Below are 17,229 nucleotides of genomic sequence, written 5' to 3'. Positions count from 1 at the left end.
CGAAGCCGATATTTCTTCAATGCGACAACTAATTACAGATGCACCGAGAAAGCGGTTTGAGCTCATTGACAGCCCTGCAATTTCATGCAAGAGCGAAAGACAGTGAACCGATACATATTGCAAGTTGCGGGCCCATTATTCGCAAACCCTTCTAATCCGGCAAGCGCAGCGTTATGTCTTATTTTTCCGCGGGGCTTTGGAGGCTCTAAAACGGCGCACCGCGTTTCCCTTCGCCCCGGTTTGGCGCGGGCGGTTACACATTGGGTTGTGGCGGGTAACAGCGGGAAAGGCCTGACGGTGCAGATCGATAATTATTGGTTGGGGTGTTGCGGTTTCCTACAGCTGACTACTGCGGTGTCTGACAGATCTCCTTCGCGAGCAGGCTCGCTCCCACATTTGAAATGCGCCCGTTTCCTTGTGGGAGCGAGCCTGCTCGCGAAGAGGCCAGCCCGATCGACACAAATCCACCAGACACAAAAAAGCCCCGCCCGGCATCACCGGACAGGGCTCCTATGTTTCTAACGCTTAAGCAACATTCATGGTCTTGTGCGTATCAATCAAATGCTGCACCACACCCGGATCCGCCAGGGTCGAGATATCGCCCAGCCCATCGTATTCCGCCGTGGCGATCTTGCGCAGGATGCGGCGCATGATCTTGCCCGAACGGGTCTTCGGCAGCCCCGGCGCCCACTGGATCACGTCCGGCGAAGCAATCGGGCCGATCTCCTTGCGCACCCAGTTCTTCAACTCCAGGCGCAGTTGCTCGGTCGGCTCCTCGCCATTCTTCAAGGTCACGTAGACATAGATGCCCTGCCCCTTGATGTCATGCGGCACGCCCACCACCGCAGCTTCGGCCACCTTCGGATGCGCGACCATCGCGCTCTCGATCTCGGCGGTGCCCATGCGGTGGCCGGAGACGTTGAGCACATCGTCCACGCGCCCGGTGATCCAGTAGTAACCGTCGGCATCGCGACGCGCGCCGTCACCGGTGAAGTACATGCCACGGAAGGTCTTGAAGTAGGTATCGACGAAACGATCATGATCGCCGTACAGCGTACGCGCCTGGCCTGGCCACGAATCGAGAATCACCAGATTGCCTTCGGCCTCGCCCTCGATGATGTTGCCGAGGTTGTCGACCAGCGCCGGCACCACACCGAAGAACGGACGCGCCGCCGAACCCGGCTTCAGCGCGTGGGCACCCGGCAGCGGGCTCATCATGTTGCCGCCAGTCTCGGTCTGCCACCAGGTATCGACGATCGGGCAACGCGACTTGCCGACATTCTTGTAGTACCAGTCCCAGGCTTCCGGGTTGATCGGCTCACCCACCGAACCGAGCAGACGCAGGCTGCTGCCATCGGCGCCTTCCACGGCAGCCTGACCCGAGGCCATCATCGCGCGGATCGCGGTCGGCGCGGTGTAGAGGATGTTGACCTTGTGCTTGTCGATGATCTTCGCCACCCGGGTGATATCCGGGTAGTTCGGCACACCTTCGAACAGCACGGTGGTCGCGCCGTTGGCCAGCGGGCCGTAGACGATGTAACTGTGGCCGGTGACCCAGCCGACGTCGGCGGTGCACCAGTAGATTTCGCCCGGACGGTAGTCGAACACGCGTTCGTGGGTCATCGCCGCATACAGCAGATAACCGCCGGTGGTGTGCTGCACGCCCTTCGGCTTGCCAGTGGAACCGGAGGTATAAAGGATGAACAACGCTTCTTCGGCGCCCATCTCTTTCGGCGCGCAAACGGTGCCCGCGACTTTCATCAGGTCTTCGTACCAGATGTCGCGATGCTGGTTCCACTTGATGTCGCCACCGGTGCGCTTGCAGACGATGACTTTCTGGATGCTGCTGGTTTCCGGGTTGGTCAGGGCGTCGTCGACATTGGCCTTGAGGGAAATCTTCTTGCCGGCACGGATGCCTTCGTCAGCGGTGATCACCACTTTCGAACGGCAATCGATGATGCGACCGGCCAGGGCTTCCGGCGAGAAACCGCCGAACACCACCGAGTGAATCGCGCCGATCCGGGTGCAAGCCAACATGGCGACCACGGCTTCGGGAATCATCGGCATGTAAATGGTTACCACATCGCCACGGTGCACGTCCTGGCCACGCAGGGCGTTGGCCAGTTTGCACACTTGCTCGTGCAGTTCGCGGTAGGTGATGTTGCGGCTTTCGGAAGGATCGTCGCCTTCCCAGATGATCGCGACTTGGTCGCCGCGCTCGGCCAGATGACGGTCGAGGCAGTTGTAGGAAACGTTCAGGGTGCCGTCGGCAAACCACTTGATGTCGACATGGTGATCGTCGAACGACGTCTGCTTCACCGTGGTGAAAGGCTTGATCCAGTCCAGACGCTTGGCTTGCTCGCGCCAGAAGCCGTCAGGGTTGACGACCGACTGCTGGTACATGGCTTTGTAGGTCGCCTCGTCAGTCAGCGTGTTTGCCAGAACCTCGGGACGAACGGGATACAGAGAAGCCGCACTCATCTTTCCTACCTCGGTGTAATAGTTGTTTTTGTATGACCCCGTTGTAGCCGGGTGGGGGCCATAGAACCATTCGACGATGGTAGTAACAAGCCCCTACAAAATGTCCGCATTCCGTGTAGGAGCTGGGTTGCCAGCGATGCAGTCAACGCAGTCCGTCAGGCAAACCCCATCCGGCCAGACACCAAGACCTGAATCGATTGTTACCAAATCTATCAAAAGTGTTTATCAAAACCGCCCCTGTTTACCGACACCCCACCGCCCTAAAATTCACCTCGCCAACAAGGCAACCGCGATTAACAACGTTACAGCCCCCACGAAGGCCGTTAATCCAGCTCTCCAAGTAACGCATCAAATACTCAAGCTCCACACGCAACCCTAAAAAGGTTGCGTGACCCCACTCGACCTCAAAAAGGTGAATTAGAAATGAAAGCTTTATTGGTTCTGGCCCTCAGCAGTCTGTGCGCAACCGCCATGGCAGACGAGGTCCCGACTGATGTCGCACAGCAACAACCGGTCATCGAGGAATACACTTACTCCACACATCTGGACATCGCCAAAGTTGTATCGATGAGCGAAATTCCAAATGTCTGCGAAGTTGTACCGGCAAAAATGGAATACGACGACTCCAAAGGCCAACGCCACATCCTGCGCTACAGCATCATGGGCAACGGCTGCACGAACTGAATCAGACTGCACCGAATCGGATCGCTCAGCGCTACATTGAGGGTCGATTCCAGCCCGGCTTCGGTCGGGCTCAGTTGTGTCTGGATCCGCGAAAAAGGCTTGCAAAACACTAGATATAGTGAAAAACCCGCTTTTCTGGCTATTTTTTAAACAAAAAACCACCTGCCAAAAAATTAACGAAAAAAAATCTGCTCGGGTCGATTCCGCGCAAAGCCCTGTAATCCCTCGGTCGGACCGAAATCCACCCCCTCCTCGGCCTCGCCATGAGCCGATTCGCCGCACCACGCCGGTAAAAATTTCCCTATAATGCCGCCCTATACGGGTCAGCAATATTCCCTTACAGGGAGCAAAAGCCATTCTGAAGCCCCGCAACAGTGCCAGACGCTGATTGCGCCCATCAGAGGCTCTCGGAACCCGTCAAAATTTCTGTTTATTTGCCTGCGTGCAGCGCTGCAAAAAACGACATCCAACGCGGCTTGTTTGGCCGTGTGAAAAACCAACCCTTCAGGTTTCACACGGGCACAAGCCCTCACGCAGGAGACGACACGTCATGCTGAGCTGGGACGAATTCGATAAAGAAGACAGTGAAGTCGCAACCGTGAAAGGCGCCAACGCCGGCCACGCAAGCGAAGCCAACATGGACCGCCTCGACAACGCCGGCGGCGCCGCAGCGCTGGAAGCCCGCGCCGTCACCGCCGACGACTCGGCCGCCGTGGCCCGCGCCAAGGCTGCACTGAACTCCCTCGACGTCGCCGAAGGCCTCGCCGAACTCGAAGGCGCCTCCGCCCGTGTCGCCGTTGACGAAAAGCGCATGATCAACTGCCGCGCCGACCTCAACCAACTCGTGCCATTCAAGTACGACTGGGCCTGGCAGAAGTATCTGGACGGTTGCGCAAACCACTGGATGCCGCAAGAAGTCAACATGACCGCCGACATCGCCCTCTGGAAAAACCCGGAAGGCCTGACCGACGACGAGCGCCGCATCGTCATGCGCAACCTCGGCTTCTTCTCCACCGCCGACTCCCTGGTTGCCAACAACCTGGTCCTGGCCGTGTACCGCCTGATCACCAACCCGGAATGCCGCCAGTACATCCTGCGCCAGGCTTTCGAAGAGGCGATCCACACCCACGCCTACCAGTACTGCATCGAATCGCTGGCCATGGATGAAGGCGAAATCTTCAACATGTACCACGAGATCCCATCGGTCGCGAAGAAAGCAGCCTGGGGCCTGAAATACACCCGCTCGATCTCCGATCCGAAGTTCGAAACCGGAACCCCGGAAACCGACAAAGAGTTGCTGCGCAACCTGATCGCCTACTACTGCGTTCTGGAAGGCATCTTCTTCTACTGCGGCTTCACCCAAATCCTCTCCATGGGCCGCCGCAACAAAATGACCGGCGTCGCCGAGCAGTTCCAATACATCCTGCGCGACGAATCCATGCACCTGAACTTCGGCATCGACGTGATCAACCAGATCAAAATCGAAAACCCACATTTGTGGGATGCTGAGATGAAAGAAGAAGCGACCCAGATGATCCTGCAGGGTACGCAGCTGGAGATCGAATACGCACGCGACACCATGCCACGCGGCGTGTTGGGTATGAACGCGGCGATGATGGAGGATTATTTGAAGTTCATCGCTAACCGTCGTCTGTCGCAGATTGGTTTGAAGGAAGAGTACCCAGGGACGACTAACCCGTTCCCTTGGATGAGCGAGATTATGGACTTGAAGAAAGAGAAGAATTTCTTTGAGACGCGGGTTATTGAGTATCAGACTGGTGGGGCGTTGAGCTGGGATTGACAGTGGCGTAACGCCATGCAATAAGAGTCTACCTTACATGGTTGTTAGGGTAGCTAAAAAGGCCCTGCTCATGCAGGGCTTTTTTTTAGCTAAGGAACTGGCATGAACGAGTCCGTGCATAACCCTGACCAATACATGTTTGGCTTTCGCCAGATCATAACCAATGGCAAGAAAAAAATTGGGATACTCCTCGGCGCTGGAGCTCCTGTAAGCATTAATGTAGGAAAAGATGCATGGGAGCCGCTGATCCCAAACGTTGTAGGTCTAACAAAAGCTATCAAATCAGATTTATCCCCCGAAGACTTGAAAGTCTTCGAAGAAATCGAGTCATCGATAGAAGACAAAAACTTTGAGAAAGTCCTCTCAAAAATTAGAGCGCTCGCTGATGTTATAGGGTCTTCCAAAGTATATGGCTACGACAGCAATGACTTTACAAGCCTGACTGACAACATATGCAATTCTATTAGAAAAGTGGTTGATCGAGAGCTACCCTATAGTCCAACACCTTATTGCGAACTAGTGTCTTGGATTAACGGCATTAATAGAAAGCACGGCATAGAGGTTTTCACTACAAATTACGACCTCCTTTTAGAGCAGGCACTAGAACGTGTTAAAACCCCTTATTTTGATGGGTTTAGCGGCTCCAGAAATGCATTTTTTGACCCATCTAGCATATCAAGAAATGATCTTCCACCAAGATGGGTGAGAGTATGGAAACTGCATGGCTCAATCGGCTGGGAAATTGGGCCGAGCAATGAGGTCATTAGGCTACCTCACTCGCAAAACACCAGCATGGTCTATCCCTCACATATCAAGTACGACCAGACTCAAGCGGCTCCATTTTCTTCGCTTTTTGAAAGATTTAAAAACTTTTTGTTGGAGCCAGATACGCTTTTGATTTGTTCTGGTTTCTCTTTTGCTGACGCACATATATCTTCCAAAATAATAGAAAGCTTGATCGCCAATCCATCAACAGCATTATTTGCCTTCCAATACAACAAATTATCTGACGAACCATATGCACGCGAAATTGCCTTGAAATGCCCTAATGCAAGCATCTTCTGTAGGGACGGTGCGATAATTAATGGAGTGGAGGCAAAATGGCGAACAGGAATATTACCAGCCAAAAACTGGGAATCAATTAGAGAAGAATATTACATAGACGAAAAATTCCTGCTTGGTGACTTCAAAACACTGACACGCTTTTTGGCAACTGCCGGTGGAGAATTCGGAGTTAAATTTGAAGATATACCGCTAGAGAACCTAAGCCAAGTACTCGAGCTATTTCCTCCTCAAAGAATCGAGGAAGATAGCCAAAATGCGTAGCCCAACACTTTTAGGCAGTATAAGCTCGGTATCTAGCTCTTCCATAGCGGTTGAACTTACCGGCAGTATGAGTTCTGGAATAACTATACTCGAAGGAAAAAACTACAGAATTGGGCAAGTAGGAAGCTTCGTAAAAATTCCGCTAGGATACAATCAGCTGTTTGGTGTGATTTCCGAATCGAATGAGTCCTCAAGTTTAGAAAATGACCAAAAACTTCTCAGCCAAAGGCGCTGGATACGGGTGGAGTTGATTGGAGAAATCATAGGTGGTGAATTTGATAGGGGTATCAGCGAGTACCCTAGCATCGGCGATGATGTTCATATTGTTGTCGACAGTGACTTACTAAAGGTCTTTGGAAAATCAGATAAAAGTCAATTTAGAATCGGAAAGCTTTCAAGCTCCGACGGCATCGATGTCAGTATCGATCTAGACAAGCTGGTATCTAGGCATTCCGCCATACTAGGCTCTACCGGCTCCGGAAAGTCTACAAGCACGGCCTCAATTTTAAGGTCACTCGTACTACATGACGAACTAATAAAGCTTCCATCATCCAGGGTACTATTGATTGACATTCACGGTGAATATGCATCCGCACTAGGAGACATCGCTAAAGTTTTTTCGGTAACTCCAGAAAGCGAGAATAAACTTTTTATTCCGTACTGGTGCATTTCCCCCGAAAGCCTTATCGACTTCTTATGCGGAAATTTAAACGAATCCGCCAAGACTCAATACCTAGACAAAACGATTGAAGAAAAGAAGCTTTCACTTACCACAAACAAAATCAAAGGAATTGATCCAGAAAAAATAACTGGATTCACTCCCTTACCATACAGAATAAAAAAAATCTGGTACGACCTTTATCACGACGACACTGTAAATTGGAATGATGACGCGCAAACAGATCCAGCTTATACATCGAAAGGTGACTTTGATACGTTAGTATCACCGAAATTCGTACCGCCAGGTGCCGGAAGAAGCCCGCCACAGAAAGGTGGGCCCGGAGTGATAAAAAAACAGCTCGAGTTGATGAAGTCCAGACTGCTTGATTCTCAATACTCATTCCTGCTAAACCCTGGCCCTTGGAATCCAGACAAAGATGGAGCAATTCAAAAAGACTTAGATCAGCTTTTAGCTGAATGGCTAGGGCACGACAAACCAATAACAATCCTAGATTTATCTGGAATGCCATCCACGAGACTAAGCCTACTTCTTGGTTCAATTTTAGATATCTTATTCGAGTCAGCGCTATGGGGAAGAAACCTTTCTTCCGGCATGAAAAATCGTCCCCTACTGGTAGTACTAGAAGAAGCACACAGATACCTTTCGAAATCCGACAGCGGGTTGGCGAAACATATGGTTCAAAGAATTGCTAAGGAAGGGCGAAAGTTTGGCATAGGCGCTATGATTGTAAGCCAGAGACCATCAGAAATAGATGAAACAATTTTATCGCAATGCGGAACGATCATCGCACTTCGAATTAACAACTCAACAGATAGAGGAATTGTAAAATCTGCGATGTCAGAGGGACTTGCAGGAATAATCGACTCTCTACCTGTTCTCAGAACAGGCGAAGCCGTAATAGTTGGAGAAGCCGCAAAACTTCCAACACGATGCAGAATAAGCATATTACCTCCTGATAAATATCCAAACAGTAAAGATCCAGACGTATCAAAAAACTGGTCTGCTGACCGGAAACAGGAAAATTATGAAATATTAGTATCGGCCTGGCGAAACCAGGAAACGCTAAAGGAGAAAACGTAAATGGAAAGAACACCCGTTAGCTCAAGTAATATTGCCAGCGTGGGTTATGACGCAGGCACCTCAACCTTACAAGTCGAGTTCAACAATGGGACAATATATGATTATTACGATGTTCCAGAACATACTTATACAGATTTAATTGATGCTAGCTCTGTAGGATCATTCTTTCACGCAAACATTAGAAACACATACAGTTTCCAGCAAGTTTGACATCCACTAAAACGTACATCCGCTTATCTGCGGACGTATTTAAAACTCTGCCTTGACCAAATACTTGTAAAGCAATAGGCTTCAAAAAGGTGCCTAAGAAACACCTCACACAGCGGACTGACCGCACCCGACAGTAGCGGCTTTTTTGTGCCTACGGTTTCCCCGTGCGCATCAAAAAACTCTGTTATGCCGGGAGTGGGCGAATACAAGACCCGAATGGGGAATATGTCCGGCCCTCTGTGTGGGGTTTCTTAGCTCCCGGCACCCAGCCCTAAGAAAGCTGACATCACACAGAGGTAAAGGATATGCCTAAAAATGTCTCCTTCGATACGAAGGTAATTAGCTTCAACCGCGTCGCCATCTGCAAGCTTCCAGTTCTGGAGGCCTACCATGCCTGATTCACATACACCCACATTATTCACTCGCCACAACCTCTCTCTCCACGCCCTCCTCCTTGAAAACCAACCATGGTTCTGCGCCCGCGATATCGGCCGCTTGATGGGTGTCCATCTGAGCGAACGCATGGTCAACAAACTGGACAAGGATCAGCGTCGCGTTTTGTGGATTGAGTATTTCCGACAACCCGAAAAGCAACTGATGCTCAGCGAATCCGGTGTGTACGCTCTATTGGTGTATCACTACGTGCCCGGGAATCGGTTGTTGCGTGAGTGGTTGACTCATCAGGTTGTGCCAGCCCTGCGTGATGTAGAGCACTCGGGACATTCAGATCGACCGATGCTGAGTTTGTTGGATTGGCCGGAGATGCCTCTGAGTCTGTTGCATTGGCAGAACGAGGGTTGGATTCGGCTACGGGACATGCCCTATCTGTTGAGCGATCAGACACCACGAAAAACGATGGCGACGAAGCCTTGGTGGCGAAGGCTCGCGCAGGCGTTTCAGTCGTCGAAGCATTCAATGGGGTAAGCTATGCGTTTGTAGGATCACATGCGAGATCCGTCGCTATTTTTTGTAGGAATTTTCGTAGACAGCAGCAATGGCCACTCAGTATCGTCCGAGGGTTTTCAACCCTCGGCGACTGTATGGTTATGGAAAAAAGTAACAGCGACTGGAGTGAAGTAGAGATTCAGGCAGCGGTCGATGCCTATCTCCGGATGTGGTCGTGTGAACAGAAAGAACAGGCATACAACAAGGCACACGAGAATCGCGTACTTCGCGAGGGCGTACTGGCTGAGCGAACCAAGAGTTCTATCGAATTTCGGATGCAGAACATTTCTTCCGTCATGGTCGAGTTGGGCCGTGAACCTATCAAGGGTTACAAACCTGCCAAGAATGTCGGCGCTAATGTTGCGCGTAGCATTCGTACAGCACTCGACGCTTCTAGTGTTGTTACTCCTGAGGACTTTGATCCCACGGCGGACGAAGCAAAGCTAGAACAGCGAGCGGCCAAATTTGAGCGGCAGCCATTCCTATACGTCCCAAAAGGAATAAAAAATCCTGTTTGGACCGAGACCACCAGAAAGACTTACTTTCGCGATCCTGAATTGAGGGGCTGGGTTCGCCAGCAGGCCAACGGAAAGTGCGAAGGCTGTGGCGAACTAGCTCCATTTAAAAAGAATGGGAAACCGTTTCTGGAAGCCCATCACGTTAAACATATGTCGCAAGAGGGTTCGGACCTTCCTTCGAATGTTGTGGCGTTGTGTCCCAACTGTCACCAACGTTGCCACCATTCGGACGACAGAGCGGAATTCACTGCTTGGCTTTATGACAACGTTGGAAGACTCGAAAAGGAATAATTGCAGTTTGTCTGGCTAACCTCATTTGCTGGATTTGGGGCAGCTTCGCTGCCCATCGGGGATAAATCCCCTCACCACATTTGAAACGTGTTGCTGCCGGGCGGGTGTCTGGATTCGATATTGAGTTGATGCCACCAATCGCCAGCAGGCTGTCTCCCACAAATTCCGCCTCCCCCTGAAAACAATCAGTGCAACCCGCGCCGCCTCCCGCTATTAATACCCCTCCCCCACTCAAGGATCCGAGCCTCACCATGAAATTCGATCTCGCCTACTGCCTCAGCCTCGACGACAAGTTGTCGATCTATGACGTTCGCGATCTCAATTTCGATGAGACGGTGGCGTTTGACTCGGCGAAGGAACACTTCAAGTGCCCCAACGATGCCTGTCGCTCGGCGTTCGAGGCTTCCAATGAGTTGGGTACGTTCAACGCCAAGAATGTGAATTACGTGCGCACGCCGCACTTCAAGAATCTGCCGACTACGCAGCATGTGGTGGGTTGTCCGTATGTGAGTTTGAAGGCGTCGGCATCTGGCGTTGAGACGGCGGATGGCGAGGTGGATGACGGGCGTGAGGAGCATTTCCCGTCGGAGTTATTGCTGACCCGGCGTGAGTATGTGCGCAAGCCTGTCGCGCCAGCGGGGGCGGCGGATGTGTTGCGGGATGATCCGGTTCGGGTGGTGGCAGACAGTGGTAAAGAGTCAGCGAGTCGCGAGTCGGCGCCGGACAAGACCAGTGTGTTTGCGCATCCGGTGGAGTGTTTTGTTTCCAACTTCGCCGACAAGGAGTTGCTCAAGCGGATGCCGTTGAAGGTCGGTGAGCATTCGGCGCCGTACAGTTCGTTCTTCAAGAAGATCGAGTATCTGACGGACAACAAGGGGCTGATTTACTGGGGGCGGATCAAGAAAATCGAGGACTTCCACAGTGCCAGTTTTCGCATCGATTTCGAGGACAAGGTCTGGTTCAAGAAGCCCGAGGACACTAAGAAGAAGCCGTATCCGGTCAGCGTTTATCTGAACAAGAAGCTGATCGACAACTACCGCAAGCGCAAGGCGTTTCTGGAAGAGATCAAGCACGCGGTGGACAGCGACAAGGCGTTGTTCTGTTTCTTCTATGGGGTGACGCCGGAGTTGAAGCAGGTGCCCGGCAAGAAGAACCCCGAAAAACCTTTCGAGGTCTTCAATGCCAATATCGAGAACCTGGATCACTTCATTATTCGTGAAGCGCCGGGGTTGGAATGAGAGTTAGCTTTCGGGCAGTTGCAGTTTCACGGCACCCGGATGCTGCTTGAGCAGACCATAGGGTAGAACGCCCCATTCGACGTATCCGCAAACTGCCATGACATGCGGATAGGACGGAAAAAAGGTGACGCCTTTTTCTCCAAACTGCCATGTAGGAAATTGCCAGGGTTCTGGCTCGTCATAGCCGCAATCATTTTCGCCCTCAGCGACAACGGTCATTTCGGTAGGGTAACGCTTCGACAATTGTTCGACGAGCCAAGGGGCGAGTTCTTTGGCGCGGTAATTGGAGCTTGCCTCCGAAGATGCGTCAGGTGATTCTTCACGATGCAGCGGCTCACCCTGGCCCACCCACAGCACATCTTCAAGGCTCAACAGTTGCCCAGTCCGCGTATCGAAGTTCAGCGATTCATTATTTTGATCAGGATACGCACCGCCGCAATAATACTCGGTGGACACTCGCACGCTCATGACTGAAGACGACATCCACAGCGGCTGCGCGGATTGCGTGTAACTCCCCGAACAACCGTAATACTGCGACACTTCGCTCCATAACCGCGCCCTCAAATATTGATTGATGCGTTCCTGCGCTGCCGGGGCGTAACCCGATACCACTTCAAACAGCGAAGCCCCCGACTTCGGCTCGCTCCACCACTGCAGGGTGTAGCCCATGAAGGTTTCGGTCTTGCCTTTTTTCAACAGCAAACCCTCGAGCCGCAGGTATTCGTAGGGCTGTGTGTCATGCAGTTGCGCCAGATATGGCGCGGCACCTGCAGGAACATCAGGAAGCCTGGCGGGTTGTAAGTCCACTTTTAGCGTTTTTCCGGAAGGGGCCTTCCACTCGCCGCTCCAACCGCTGAGTGTGGGCAGCAAGCGCAAGGTCGGGCGCGAGTCACCGTCCATTGCAGCGCCTTCCAGCATCACCAACGCGTCGCCGTCTTTACTAGTTTCCAGCGCAAGGTCGGTTCGGTATTTTCGGTAAAAATAACGGCCTTCGTTGTAGCGCGCGTCGAGTTCAACAACAATCGCGGCTTTACCCAAGGTGCCGGTGAAGACTTGCCTACTGTCTTCGGCCCAGGCGCGCGGTGAGAGACATAAAGCTATAAGTGCTAAAGCCAAGTTGATGCGCAACAGTCCAAGATGCATCGTTTCATCCTTGAATGAGCGGGCCGTTGCCCGTAAAAAAGCGTCGCAGATGGTGACGGGCCAAACTCAGTTCCTAGAATTCTGCCTCTCATACTCTTCCCTAAAAGCCTTGCGCTCCATCTCCGCGATCTCCCGCGCGACTTGATGCCGACGCTCTTTCGCAGCGTGCAGCTGGACATCATCGAGGAAGCAATAATGGCGCAGCCAGTGAAGCGTCATTTCCTCGTCCGGGAAGTAGTAGGACTTGGCTCCCTTGCTGTTTCTTGGCGTGTCGTTCATTTGTTCGTCGAAAACCATCGCCGTGACTTCATTGGGTGGTAAGCAACCCGTTCCAGCGACCTTGTCTCGAAAACACCAGGCAATTTCATCAATGTGTTTTTGCGCGCTGCGATGGCCGCGCCGATAGAATCGCTGGTGCTCACAAGTCTGTTGCATCCGCGCCAACATCACCTCGGGGTCTAGCCATTGTCCGAGGCCATGGTTTTGGGCATTGATCATCAGGCCATTCACCCAACGCTCGGTGAAGCGCAAAACGAACTCGTGATCGTCGGCTTTTTTCGCGTCAGCCAGGATCACGCAATAGCGGGTTTTGATGTGCAGGACCAACAACACATGTTTGCGCTGCACAGTGATCGCATGAACCAACCACTGTTCGTCCGCGCCGTTCAGCGCATCATCCTCAATAACTGATGACGGCGGTTTGGTGTCCACCGGCGTGATCGTTTTGCCTTTATGAACACGGCTGAAGAACTTACTGGCGGCTTCGGTGCAATTGAAGATCAACATTCAGGTTCTCTTGGAAGCGCGGGTGACATTGGGTCAGTCATCTCGAACGATCTCTTCGACCCACTCAATTTCGTAAGCCCGACGTTCAATATCAGAAGTCAGCTTCTGCACTTCCTCGCTCAGAATCGACAACTCCGCATGGGTCAATAAATCATGCGAGACCATGAGCGTCAGTTTCCAAAGCGCGGAGGAACGAGCCAGACCATCGAACATGCGAGCCATGTCGCGGTTTCGATCATTGATCAAACCGTAGATCATGCCGTAGCGGGCATGGGCTGACAGCGCACCGTGCTGTGTGATTGTCTTGGTATCGGCGAGCACACCTTGGCAAAAACGGTCGAGCGCGATTTTGCGCAGTTGCTTGAATTTCTTCCAGTCACTTTCACTGATCGACATGACGTTCCCCGTGTGTTCTGTTTGACCTCAGCAAGATTAACCCGGTTAACCGCATTAGCTCATCTCGTCCACATACCCAGCATCACTAGCATAAGTAAGCCAACATAGATTTGGGCATGCATTCTATCCGGTATCCGCCCAATCCACCGCGCTGCCAATCTGATCCCCAGCAACGAGCCAACCGTCAGCAGCGCAAACGCCAGCACATCGACATACCCGATATACCAAACGCCCAGATCAGCCCCGGTGAAACCGGCCAGCGCCATGTACGTCAGTGTGCCGGCCAACGCTACCGGCACGCTGAGCGGATTGGCCAGCGATGTGGCTTGCGACATGCTCAACCCGCAACGGCGCAGCAGCGGCACGGTCATGACGCTTCCTCCTACGCCGAGGAAGGTTGCGACGGCGCCGATGCCTACACCGCCGGCGGATGTTTCCGTCATGGTCAGTCGCCGTGGGAAAGTGGTTTGGGACTGTGTGAGAAATCCTTGGCGCAGCAGGCAATCGACGATGGTCACGCCTATATAGGCGATGAAGGCGTAGCGGATGACTTGGCCGTTGACCCACATCGCAGCGATGGCGCCGACGATCGCGCCCACGCCGATAAACCCGCCCAATGGCCAAAGATATTCCCTGAGCAGATTGCCCGCGCGTTGGTGTTTGCGTGTGGCGATCAGGGCGTTGACGATCATCACGCAGGTCGAGGTGGCCACGGCGATGTGCATGGCCGATTGCGCGATGGGGTCGTCAGCTGCGTGGCTGGCGGTGAGCATGCGATAGAGCAGAGGCACGATGACGAACCCGCCGCCGAAACCGAAGAGCACGGCGCTGATGCCGGTGAGGCAGCCGAACAGTGCAAGCAGGAGGTAGAACATGGTGAGCGTCCAGAACTGGGAGCCGTTACATTAGTGCGTCAGGCATTGGCCGGCTTCAGTAGTTGGGCCAATAATGTTCGCGTTTACGCCAATCGCTGGAACACGCCTGATGCGCAATATTTCGATCAATCAGCTCGATGACACGCCTCGCCCGGTCGTGGCCATCGGTACCGATTATTCCCACGGCCACCTACTCCCGTTTCATACGCATCAACGTGGGCAATTGCTCTACGGCGCAACAGGCGTGATGCAAGTCAGCACTCGGAACGGTAATTGGGTGGTGCCGCCGCAACGCGCGGTGTGGATTCCACCGGGCGTGGCCCATGAGGTGTTGATGCTCGGGGTGAGCACGCGCAGTGTGTATGTCGAACCGGGCAACGTGGAATTGGGGCCGGACTGCCAAGTGCTCAATGTGTCGCCACTGCTGCGGCATTTGCTGATGGAAGCGGTGGACGTGCCACTGATGTACGACCAGGCCGGACGCAACGGTGTGCTGATCAACTTGCTGTTGCATGAACTGGCACGCAGCGCGCCCCTTGCCCTACACATTCCCATGCCCGCCGAAGGAAAGCTCCTCAGTCTGTGTCAGACCTTTCTGAACATGCCCAATACGCATCAATCCCCGCAGCATTGGGCAGACCAGTTACACATAAGCTTGCGTACCTTTAACAGATTGTTTCGGCAGCAGACCGGGCTCAGCTTTCGTCAGTGGCGCCAGCAGGCGTGCGTCGTGCAGGCGTTGGCACGGTTGGCGGCGGGGGAAGCGGTGACGCGGATCGCCCTGGACTTCGGCTACGAGAGCCCGGCGGCGTTTTCGACGATGTTTCGGCGTGTGCTGGGACAGGCACCGTCCGTCTGGTTGGAGCCAACGAACTAGGCAAATTCGAAAAATGCGTTTGATCCCGGCCGAAAACAACTGTACAAAAACACAGTACATTTTCAATCAGCACTTTTGAGCCCGGAGCACACCATGGCCTCTCTTGCGATGAACCACGTCCTCGAACGCATTGCCCTTTTCCAGTTCACCCCGACCCACTGCGTCCAGGCCCGCGCCATGCTGGGCTGGAGCGTTGAACAACTGTCGCGCGAGGCCGAAGTGGCGGTGGCAGATATCCAGCGGTTCGAAGCGCAGCAGGACGTGGCGGACGCCGCAAGACTGGCACTGGCTTATCGGTTTGAAGCGCAGGGGTTGGTGTTCTTCCCGGGGTTTGCACCGGGGCGCAGTGTCAGGGCGCAGGGTATGGCGGGGGAATCGGTGGGGCGTGGGGATTTTGCGATGGCCGAATAAGGAGCGCTAAGGATGGATATCGAAAGAAGCACGGGCAACGTCTACGCAGATTTGGGACTGCAGGGTGCAGATGAAATGCTGATCAAATCGGGATATGCGACAAAAATGGCCGCGTTGATCAAGACTGCCAACCTGAACGAGTCTGAAGCGGCGCAAATTACTGGCATCACCTTGGAAACACTAAGTCAGATACTTCGTGGAAAATTCAGGGATTTGTCAGTCGCTACGATGGAGGATTACCACCGGCGAATGACGGAAATAGGAATCTGATTCATCCGGTTCGCACCGAGGCGAACCGGATGAAATCGTCAGGCGTTCTGCACTAGCGCCTCCCCCTCCTCTTCAACCGCCATCCACCACGCACTCCCCCGTTGTGGATGCGCAAGGTTGTACGCCTCCCCCATCCGCGGTGTGGTAATCGCAATACTGCGTTCCCACGCGAGGGCAAGGATGCGGTCGAAGGGTTCATGCCAGGCGTGCATGGCCAGGTCGAAGGTGCCGTTGTGGATCGGGAAGAGCCAGCGGCCCTTGAGGTCGATGTGGGCTTGCAGGGTTTCTTCCGGTTGCATGTGCACGTGGGGCCATTCGACGTTGTAGGCGCCGGTTTCCATCAGGGTCAGGTCGAACGGGCCGTATTGTTCGCCGATGCGTTTGAAGCCGTCGAAGTAACCGCTGTCGCCGCTGAAAAAGATTCGTGTGTCGGCGTCGATCATCACCCACGACGCCCACAGCGTGCTGTTGCCGTCGAACAGGCCACGGCCGGAGAAGTGCTGCGATGGGGTGGCGATGAAGCGGATGCCTGCGATTTCGGTGCCCTGCCACCAGTCGTACTGGCGCACCTTGCTGGCGTCGATGCCCCATTTGATCAGGGTGTCGCCCACGCCGAGTGGAGTCAGGAAGTACGTGGTTTTGGCGGCGAGTTTGAGTACCGCTTCGTAGTCGAGATGGTCGTAATGGTTGTGCGAGAGGATCACCGCTTCGATCGGTGGCAGCTCGTCAATGCTGATCGGTGGTTGGTGGAAGCGTTTCGGGCCAGCCCATTGCACTGGCGAGGCGCGCTCGGCGAAGACCGGGTCGGTGATCCAGAATTTGTCGCGCATCTTCAGCAGCAGCGTCGAGTGCCCCAAGCGGTAAACGCTGTGATTGGGCGCTGCGAGCAGATCTTCACGGGTCAGCGGCTGCACAGGAATGGCGGCGCTCGGACGGGTGTCGCGCGGTTTGTGGAAAATCATGTTCCACATGATCCGCAGCATTTTGCGTCCCCCTTCGCGCTGCACCGGCGCATGATTGCGAAACAGCCCTTGATCCTGTCGAGAGGCTTCAGGCGTGGGAGTGTTATCCGGGAGAGAGACTCGATTGGCCATGACTGAACGACTCCGAAAAACCGTGTGCTGCACGGTATTCCACGGGAAATGAAAATGGCCAAGCTGCACGCAAAGGCCAAACGCTCTGGTTTGTAAGGTGCGAGGATTAACGCAACATTAC

General features: G+C 53.6%; 17 protein-coding genes. 11 read left to right on the top strand and 6 right to left on the bottom strand.

The features are described 5' to 3' along the window. Positions 1-525: 525 nt before the first annotated feature. Entirely contained in the window at positions 526-2,481 is a 1,956-nt protein-coding gene (gene acs / locus AC0IXA_RS13995; RefSeq protein ID WP_016773581.1) for an acetate--CoA ligase, read from the bottom strand. A 423-nt stretch (positions 2,482-2,904) separates the two neighbouring features. Here acs and AC0IXA_RS13990 point away from each other — a divergent pair, with 423 nt between their 5' ends. The 8 genes from AC0IXA_RS13990 to AC0IXA_RS13955 all read left to right on the top strand — a co-directional run bounded on the left by AC0IXA_RS13990 (position 2,905) and on the right by AC0IXA_RS13955 (position 11,256). Beyond that, complete coding sequence (locus AC0IXA_RS13990) at positions 2,905-3,165, top strand: DUF2790 domain-containing protein (RefSeq protein WP_016773580.1); 261 nt, start codon at positions 2,905-2,907, stop codon at positions 3,163-3,165. Positions 3,166-3,715: 550 nt separating this feature from the next. Further along, positions 3,716-4,966 (top strand): ribonucleotide-diphosphate reductase subunit beta, encoded by a 1,251-nt coding sequence (locus AC0IXA_RS13985; protein ID WP_016773579.1) that lies wholly within the window; start codon positions 3,716-3,718, stop codon positions 4,964-4,966. 102 nt (positions 4,967-5,068) lie between these two features. Then, entirely contained in the window at positions 5,069-6,292 is a 1,224-nt protein-coding gene (locus tag AC0IXA_RS13980) for an SIR2 family protein (RefSeq protein WP_471813513.1), read from the top strand. Beyond that, the gene (locus AC0IXA_RS13975; RefSeq protein ID WP_471813511.1) at positions 6,285-8,054 is read left to right on the top strand and encodes an ATP-binding protein; all 1,770 of its coding nucleotides are present in this window, start codon (positions 6,285-6,287) and stop codon (positions 8,052-8,054) included. Before AC0IXA_RS13980 ends, AC0IXA_RS13975 begins: the two co-directional genes overlap by 8 nt. Beyond that, entirely contained in the window at positions 8,055-8,264 is a 210-nt protein-coding gene (locus AC0IXA_RS13970) for a KTSC domain-containing protein (RefSeq protein ID WP_122844450.1), read from the top strand. Positions 8,265-8,654: 390 nt separating this feature from the next. Next, positions 8,655-9,188 carry a BRO-N domain-containing protein gene (locus tag AC0IXA_RS13965; RefSeq protein ID WP_471813509.1) on the top strand — a complete coding sequence of 178 codons (534 nt, stop codon included), beginning with the start codon at positions 8,655-8,657 and terminating at the stop codon, positions 9,186-9,188. A gap of 122 nt (positions 9,189-9,310) precedes the next feature. Further along, positions 9,311-10,018, top strand: a complete 708-nt coding sequence (locus AC0IXA_RS13960; protein WP_471813507.1) for an HNH endonuclease — start codon at positions 9,311-9,313, stop codon at positions 10,016-10,018. 251 nt (positions 10,019-10,269) lie between these two features. Beyond that, on the top strand, positions 10,270-11,256 hold the full coding sequence (locus AC0IXA_RS13955) for a hypothetical protein (RefSeq protein WP_471813505.1): 987 nt from the start codon (positions 10,270-10,272) through the stop codon (positions 11,254-11,256). A 3-nt stretch (positions 11,257-11,259) separates the two neighbouring features. On the opposite strand, the gene AC0IXA_RS13950 is transcribed toward AC0IXA_RS13955, so the two are convergent. The 4 genes from AC0IXA_RS13950 to AC0IXA_RS13935 all read right to left on the bottom strand — a co-directional run bounded on the left by AC0IXA_RS13950 (position 11,260) and on the right by AC0IXA_RS13935 (position 14,456). Next, complete coding sequence (locus AC0IXA_RS13950) at positions 11,260-12,399, bottom strand: hypothetical protein (protein ID WP_125917218.1); 1,140 nt, start codon at positions 12,397-12,399, stop codon at positions 11,260-11,262. Positions 12,400-12,465: 66 nt separating this feature from the next. Further along, entirely contained in the window at positions 12,466-13,185 is a 720-nt protein-coding gene (locus AC0IXA_RS13945) for a DUF6933 domain-containing protein (RefSeq protein WP_125917216.1), read from the bottom strand. A gap of 33 nt (positions 13,186-13,218) precedes the next feature. Further along, entirely contained in the window at positions 13,219-13,581 is a 363-nt protein-coding gene (locus tag AC0IXA_RS13940) for a hypothetical protein (protein ID WP_039758005.1), read from the bottom strand. Between the two features lie 59 nt (positions 13,582-13,640). After that, a complete protein-coding gene (locus tag AC0IXA_RS13935) occupies positions 13,641-14,456 on the bottom strand; it encodes a sulfite exporter TauE/SafE family protein (protein WP_217862735.1) in 816 nt (271 codons plus the stop codon). Positions 14,457-14,565: 109 nt separating this feature from the next. On the opposite strand from AC0IXA_RS13935, the gene AC0IXA_RS13930 reads away from it, so the two are divergent. From AC0IXA_RS13930 to AC0IXA_RS13920, 3 genes are all read left to right on the top strand, one after another. Next, the gene (locus AC0IXA_RS13930; protein ID WP_471813502.1) at positions 14,566-15,333 is read left to right on the top strand and encodes an AraC family transcriptional regulator; all 768 of its coding nucleotides are present in this window, start codon (positions 14,566-14,568) and stop codon (positions 15,331-15,333) included. Between the two features lie 93 nt (positions 15,334-15,426). Then, complete coding sequence (locus tag AC0IXA_RS13925; RefSeq protein ID WP_039758012.1) at positions 15,427-15,744, top strand: helix-turn-helix domain-containing protein; 318 nt, start codon at positions 15,427-15,429, stop codon at positions 15,742-15,744. A gap of 12 nt (positions 15,745-15,756) precedes the next feature. After that, a complete protein-coding gene (locus AC0IXA_RS13920; protein WP_471813500.1) occupies positions 15,757-16,014 on the top strand; it encodes a helix-turn-helix domain-containing protein in 258 nt (85 codons plus the stop codon). Between the two features lie 38 nt (positions 16,015-16,052). Here the strand turns inward: AC0IXA_RS13920 and AC0IXA_RS13915 are convergent, their stop codons facing one another. Next, positions 16,053-17,108, bottom strand: coding sequence for an MBL fold metallo-hydrolase (locus tag AC0IXA_RS13915; protein ID WP_471813498.1), 1,056 nt, complete (start codon positions 17,106-17,108; stop codon positions 16,053-16,055). Between the last annotated feature and the right edge of the window lie 121 nt (positions 17,109-17,229).

This window comes from Pseudomonas sp. AC083, from assembly GCF_979253165.1.
The sequence above is the reverse complement of the archived record's forward strand: the minus strand, read 5'-3'. Positions and strand labels throughout refer to the sequence as shown.